This is a genomic window from Catenibacterium sp. co_0103 (genome assembly GCF_004168205.1).
Lineage (GTDB): Bacteria > Bacillota_I > Bacilli_A > Erysipelotrichales > Coprobacillaceae > Catenibacterium > Catenibacterium mitsuoka_A.
Genome location: NZ_RCYB01000123.1, coordinates 1 through 4,764, shown reverse-complemented (window position 1 = coordinate 4,764; position 4,764 = coordinate 1). Strand labels below are relative to the sequence as shown.

Sequence of the window (4,764 nt, the reverse complement as noted above, 5' to 3'; positions counted from 1 at the left end):
TTATGAATAGAATTCACAAAGGTTTTGGTTTAGTTGGTCGTGATCAATGGTTTCCAAATTAATAGATAACAACTAACCTTATCTACTGAAAACTTAATTTACAGGAAATAAGAATTTACACAAGATTCTTGACACTATCCCTAATCTCATTGATATATATATATATATTATAATATAAATAATCTTTAAAATATTAACTAAAAATTAATAGGTTAATTGAGGTTTAAGGGGTGTTTATTTAATGATCAATTTAAAAAAGAAAAGTATTATAGTCATTATGTGTATCATTGTAGTGGTTCTTTTAGGTGGTATAGGTATCTATACTCTTACAAAAGTTCCTAAGTTTGTCTTAAAGGATAATAAAACGCTTAAATTAGAATATGGTAAGAAGTTTCCTTACGATGCAATGGAATTATTAGATACTAAAGACATGGATGTAAAAGATCATAAGAAATTAGTAAAGGGATTAAAGGTTAAATCCAATTTTAAATATGAAGAAGGCAAGAATTATTTTGCGATTGGTGATTATAAGATTACAATGACTTTTAATAAGAAAAAACTTATTAAAAAGGTAAAGGTAGTTGATACGACTGCACCAGAAGTCAATACTGATTATGCAAGTATTGATATTGTGAAAGGAACAGATTTAAGTAAATTTGATTTTAATGCGCTAGGTTTATTTAATGCTTCAGATTTATCACCTGTAGAACTAAGTTATGATTTTAGTGCTATTGATGCAAATAAAGAGGGGACTTATACATTAAAGGTGAATGTGAAGGATAGTTCAGGTAATACAACTACTAAAGAATTACCAGTAAATATCACTCCTGTAGCTAATTCAAATCAAGAACTTGTGACTGAGACAATCACTAATGAAGAAGGTAAAAAGGTCATTCGTAATACCTTAAAAGACAAAGAAGTGCCTCAAGAAAAGGCAGTAGAGACAAAAACTGAAACACATTCTAATAATGCATCTCAAGCTAAAAAACAGGTTTCTTCTTCAAATAACCCTTCTGTATCATCTCAATCACCATCTGTAAGTCAGAGCTTTGTTGCTAATATGTCTATATCAAAACATACAACTCAAGCTATTACAGTAGTGGGAAATGGTGGCAGTTCTGCAACTTTGACAGTACATACGAAACACAATGGTGTTTGGACTGAAACATTAAGCTGCAGTGCGAGAGTAGGTAGCAGGGGAATTACAGGAAGTAAACGTGAAGGCGATAAAAAGACTCCAAGAGGTGTTTATAGCTTTGGACAGGCCTTTGGTATTGCAGGTAATCCTGGTACATCTAAAAACTATCTTCAAGTCAACAACAACCACTATTGGGTGGATGACAGCAATAGCTCTTACTACAATAAATTAGTCGATGCGAGCCAGACAGGTATCCAATGGAGCAGTGCTGAGCACTTAGTAGACTATCAAGAAGCTTATAGATATGCCATTGCGATTAACTATAATACATCTTGTACTCCAGGAGCTGGTAGTGGTATTTTCTTACATTGTTCTACTGGCAGGGCCACAAATGGCTGTATCAGTGTCTCTCAAGGTGATATGATTCGTATATTAAAAATGCTTCAAGGAGATGCATTGATTGGTATATATCAGAACAAAAATAGCTTATATTAGTTTTTGTATTGTATAAGGAGAATTAAAATATTTAAAAAATTCTCCTTTTTTACTGTTATTTTTTAAAGAGAGAACTTAAAAAAGACTTTGAATGTAAGCGCTTGACTTAACTATATGCGAGTGATACCATTAAATTGTACAAATGATATCATTACAATTAAATAGTTGATGAGAGGGTATGTACGGGACATACTATCATAGTTTCTAGTATCTCTTTAGAGAGTGTTTTTTTTTGCAGTCATCAACTATCTCCCGATTACAATTATGGAGGAGGTTGTTTTATGGACAACAAAGAAAGCAAGGGTGGCTTAAATAAAAGTCTTAAGCTGATTTTCGTTTACACCGTTGCAACAGGTTCTATCTTTACATTCGTAAACTATTGGGACTCTGTATTCTATGGTTATTGTGGAAGCGGGACATTCCTTGCATTCGCATTAATGACTGTAGCTATTTTACCAATCGCACTTGTATATAGCGAATTGGCATCTATTTTCCACACTGGTGGTGGGGAATTAATCTACAATACTGTTGGCATCAACAAACATGTTGGATTCTTAGCTTCTTGGCTTATTATGGCAGCTTGGATTTCAGTACCACCAGCTGTTGTTATGGCTATCATGACATGGGTCAATAAGACATTAAATCTAGGTCTTGGTACATGGGGTATGGTAGGATGTGCTGCAGTATTACTTGTTTTATATTTCTTGATGAGTATTCAGAACGTTCAGTTCTTAGTAAAGGCTCAGGCAGGTATGCTTTTCTGTAACATTGCAGTTACTATTATTACTGGTTTCTTATTATTGTTCTCAGGACATTGGCATTTATCTAACTTTGGAAATATCTTCCAGACAACTTTAAGTTCCGTAAATGGTATTCCTGGATGGATTATTGGTATGGCGTTATTAATTACACCATACTTCGGATTTGAAACAGTACCTCAAATGGTTGAAGAAGGAGACTTCCCAATCAAGAACTCTAAGAAAGCTATTTGTGGTTCAATCCTTACTTGTGGTTGTATCTATGTATTCTATTATTTCTGTGTTGCAGGATTAGATGGATTACAGGGTGTTCATACAACTCTTGCACAGGATGGTTTCTTAACTATTTTAACTATGCAGAAAGTATTAGGATGGACATTCTGGCCTATTATTGTTGGTATTCTATCTTGTTTACTAGGTATGGGTGCTTCATTACTTGGCTTCTGGATGTCAACAGTACGTATGTTATATTCAATGGCTAATAAGAACTTCTTACCAAAGGTTTTCGCAAAGGTAAACAAGAACCAGCAACCATTATTACCTAACATCTTCTTGTTAGTATTATCATTAGTATTTATCGTATTACAGAACTCATCTGACTTCATGAGTGCATTCTTTAACTTAATGAGTTTCGGATGTGCCTGTGCTTATGCACTTACTATGATTTCAGCTATTTGTATTCATAGAAAACATCCTAATTGGGTAAGTGCAAACACTGTTAAGGGCGGAGATGTTTTCCGTATTCTTGCGATGTTGATTGCAGTTACTATCGCATTCTTCTGTACACTTGGTCAGGGGATTGATTCTTGGATCTGCTTTGGTGTATATCTTGGTGTTGGTATGTTATTGTGGCTCTGGATGGTTTGTGTGAACTGGAAGAAACATCCAGTAGAAATTGAAACACCTGATGGAGTTCAGAAGTTCTAACAATTAAATAGTATTAAGAATTAATGGCAAAGCAAATGATTGCTTGCATATATAAACTTAGTTTAGAAAAGGAGAATAATAAAATGGCTAAATTAGAAGGAAAAGTTGCATTAATTACAGGTGCTGCAGTAGGACTTGGAGAAGGAATCTCAACTGCATATGCGAAATATGGTGCAAAACTAATCATGGTTGACTTATCACCCGCTGTAGAAGATACTGCAGAAAGATTAAGAAAAGAATACGGTGCTGAAATCATCACTGTAGTAGCTAACGTAGCTGATCGTGCACAAATGGATGCTGCAGCTGCTAAGGGTGTTGAAAAGTTCGGTGAAATCAACGTAGCTTGCTGTAACGCTGGTGTTTGCCGCTTAGCTCCATTTGAAGAAATGACTGATGAAATGCGTGATTTCCATATTGATGTAAACATTAAGGGTGTATGGAATACATGTAAAGCAGTTGTTCCTTATATGTTAAAACAGGGTGGAGGTAGCATCGTTATCGCTTCTTCTGTAACTGGTGATATCGTAGCTGATGCTGGTGAAGCAGCTTACGCTACAACTAAGGCTGCATTAGTTGGTTTAACTAAGTGCTTAGCTGTAGAATATGCTAAACGTAATATCCGTGTTAACTGCTCACAGCTTGGTTATGCAAGAACTCCAATGGTTGAAAAGATGGCTGTTGAATCTAATCCAGATAATCCAGAAGCAGCAATCAATGATATTGCAGCAAATGTTCCAATGGGACGTCTTGCTAAACCTATCGAAGTAGGTGAATTATTCGCATTCTTAGGAAGCGATGAATCTAGCTACTTAACAGGTGCTCAGATTGTTATTGATGGTGGTGCTACATTGCCAGAAACAATGTCTATCGGTACAAACTAATATCAATACTTGCCACCTCTTTATAGAGGTGGTTTTTGTATGCAAAAAAAGAGATGAACAAATGTTGGGTCTTTAATTTTTGTGGGGGTCAGACCTTCGCTCTAAATATTTGGGGGTCTTGGAAACAGCACCTTTAAATCTGTGGGGGTCACACTGTGGCTCCCACTTTTTTAGATATTTTTGTGTAATTAAAAACCTTTCGCTGTATCATTAATTTGCTCATATCAACTCAAAGCGAAAGGAGATCACAAATTGGATAATGATCTAAGAATTATTTTAGGGGATTATGAATCCTTTGTACAGTATCATACGACTGAAATCAATGAAAAAGAAGTGATTTATTGTATCACACTTAAGAGAACCATTATCTCCTGTCCAGAATGCGGCAGTAGAATGAACATTAAGGACTATAGAAAATGTAAAGTCATACATAACATGATAAGAGGCAAGAACACTTCTCTAATACTTAAAAAGAGAAGATTAGTATGCAATGGTATTAAGTTAAGCGAACAAATGCCAAAAACCTCTTTGATTTCAAAATCAGAGAGGTCTTTTTATTTTTTTC

Annotated in this window: 4 protein-coding genes; all 4 read left to right on the top strand. The window is 34.9% G+C overall.

The features are described from left to right. Window positions 1–241: 241 nt before the first annotated feature. A complete protein-coding gene (locus EAI80_RS11950; protein ID WP_129982216.1) occupies window positions 242–1,633 on the top strand; it encodes a L,D-transpeptidase family protein in 1,392 nt (463 codons plus the stop codon). A gap of 281 nt (window positions 1,634–1,914) precedes the next feature. Next, the gene (locus EAI80_RS11945; RefSeq protein ID WP_129982215.1) at window positions 1,915–3,318 is read left to right on the top strand and encodes an APC family permease; all 1,404 of its coding nucleotides are present in this window, start codon (window positions 1,915–1,917) and stop codon (window positions 3,316–3,318) included. Between the two features lie 83 nt (window positions 3,319–3,401). Continuing rightward, a complete protein-coding gene (gene ucpA, locus EAI80_RS11940; RefSeq protein ID WP_129982214.1) occupies window positions 3,402–4,199 on the top strand; it encodes an SDR family oxidoreductase UcpA in 798 nt (265 codons plus the stop codon). 252 nt (window positions 4,200–4,451) lie between these two features. Beyond that, on the top strand, window positions 4,452–4,764 hold a 313-nt coding region (locus tag EAI80_RS11935; protein ID WP_238634601.1), incomplete at its 3' end, for a transposase family protein.

Bases quoted from the DNA above. Each gene is read 5' to 3' on its own strand.
- EAI80_RS11950 (WP_129982216.1), top strand. From the start codon at position 242: ATGATCAATTTAAAAAAGAAAAGTATTATAGTCATTATGTGTATCATT.
- ucpA (WP_129982214.1), top strand. From the start codon at position 3,402: ATGGCTAAATTAGAAGGAAAAGTTGCATTAATTACAGGTGCTGCAGTA.
- EAI80_RS11945 (WP_129982215.1), top strand. From the start codon at position 1,915: ATGGACAACAAAGAAAGCAAGGGTGGCTTAAATAAAAGTCTTAAGCTG.